Consider the following 1,934-nt stretch of genomic DNA (forward strand, 5'->3'; position numbering starts at 1 on the left):
GCTCAGGCCGGTGGCCAGCAGGTAGCCGACCGCCCGCCAGGGGGCGCCGGAGCGCAGGAACCCGGGGCGGGCGGGCGGCGCCCAGAGGCTCCGCCCGGCCGACCCCGCCGCCGTGGTCGCCGCGCCCCCGCTCACCCTGCTCCCTCCGTCGCGGGAGTCCCCGCGTGGAATCCCGTCCCAGCCTAGGCACGTGGCCCACGGCCCGGCGGTAGGGCCCGGCCTACCTTTTCCCCGACGCCTCCCCCGACCTGGCGGGGCCCGACGTCGGGGGCCTCCCCTACGGGTAGGGCCCGCCCTACCCCGTGGAGTAGGCCCCGGGCTGCTGACCGCCCCCGCCCCCGGCCGGTTCGCTGGACGCCATGAGAACGCTGCGGATCGCCCTCTCCTCGCTGGCCGCGCGCTGGCCCTCCCTGCTCGGCGCCTTCCTCGCCCTCGCCCTCGGCGTCGCGATGACCGCCGTGATGCTGCTGGGCCTCGCCGCCGCGATCGACGCGCCGCCCGGCGGCGGGGAGCTGGTCTCGCTGGTCGCCGCCCTCGGCACCGCCGGCGGGGTGAGCGCGTTCGTCTCGGCGTTCGTCGTCGCCTCCACCTACTCCTACGCCGTCGTCCGGCGCCGCCGCGAGCTCGGCCTGCTCCGGCTGGCCGGGGCCACCCGGGCGCAGGTCCGCCGCACGGTGCTCGCCGAGGCGCTGCTGCTGGGCGCGGCGGCCTCCGCCACCGGCTGCCTGCTCGGCCGGCTCGGCGCGCCCGCGCTCGTCCGGTGGCTGTCCCGGGTCGGCATGGCCCCGCCCGGTTTCACGCCGAGCGGCGCGGCCTGGCCGCTGCACGCCGCGTTCTGGACCGGCCTGCTGGTCGCCCTGGGCGGGGTCGCGGTGGCCGCCCGCCGCGCGGGCCGGGTCGGTCCGCTGGACGCCCTGCGCGCGGCCGACCTGGACACCGGGGTGCTGACCCGTGGTCGGCTGCTGCTCGGCCTGGGCCTGTTCCTCACCGCCGCCGCGCTGGCCGGCACCGCGCTCGCCACGGACCCGGCCGACCTGCTGCACCGCAAGACGTACACCACCCAGCCGATGTGGCTGATCTGCGCGGCCGGCCTGCTCGCCCCGCTCCTGGCGCCGCCGCTGGTCCGGGCGCTCGGCCTGCTGCTGCCCGCCCGCGCGACCGGCTACGCGGGCCGGCTGGTGCCCGCCAACGCCGCCGCCGCGCTGCGCCGTACGGGTGCGGTGGCGGCGCCGGTGCTGGTGGCGGTGGCGCTGACCGGCTCGCTGGCGGGCGCGCTGGACACGGTGAGCGCCGCCCGGGCCGCCGAGGCCCGTGCCCGGACCGCCGCCGACCTGGTCGTCCGCCCCGCCGGTCCGGCCGCGCCGCTGCTGGCCGCGCTGCGGACCGTCCCCGGCGTGACGGCCGTCTCGGCGACCGCGCCCACGCCGCTGGCCCTCGACGAGCCGGACGGCGTCACCGTCCGCTCCGAGGCCCGCGCCGCCGACCCGGCCGGCCTGGCCGCCCTCGCCCGGCTCCCCCTGCTGGCCGGCTCCCCGGCCGACCTCGACGACGGCTCCCTGGTCCTGCCCGCCGAGTGGGGCCGTACGGTCGGCGAGCCGGTCCCGGTGGTCCGGGCCGACGGCAGCCGGACGGTCCTGCGGGTCGCCGCCGTGCTGCGCGACGGCCTCGGCGACAACGGGCTGTACGTCACCCCCGCCAACGCCCCGGGCGCCCGGGTGGACCGGATCGAGGTGCGGCTCGCCCCCGGCACCGACGGCGCGGCCGCCCTCGGCCGGGCCCGCGCCGCCCTGCGCCCGTACGGCGCGACGGTGCTCAACCGGGCCGGCGGGCTCGCCACCTCCCTGGCCGAGGCGATCGGGCAGCAGGTGCAGATCGTCGCGGAGATCGACCACGAGGACTGGCCCGGCCTCACCGTCCGCTCCGACGGGACGGTG

1 protein-coding gene is annotated in these 1,934 nt (G+C 80.4%); it reads left to right on the top strand.

The annotated features are described in order from the left end of the window. Positions 1-359: 359 nt before the first annotated feature. Positions 360-1,934, top strand: a 1,575-nt coding sequence (locus ABZW03_RS40305; protein WP_355269779.1) for an FtsX-like permease family protein, incomplete at its 3' end; no start/stop codon positions are given.

The organism is Kitasatospora sp. NPDC004799, assembly GCF_040609095.1.
GTDB lineage: Bacteria > Actinomycetota > Actinomycetes > Streptomycetales > Streptomycetaceae > Kitasatospora.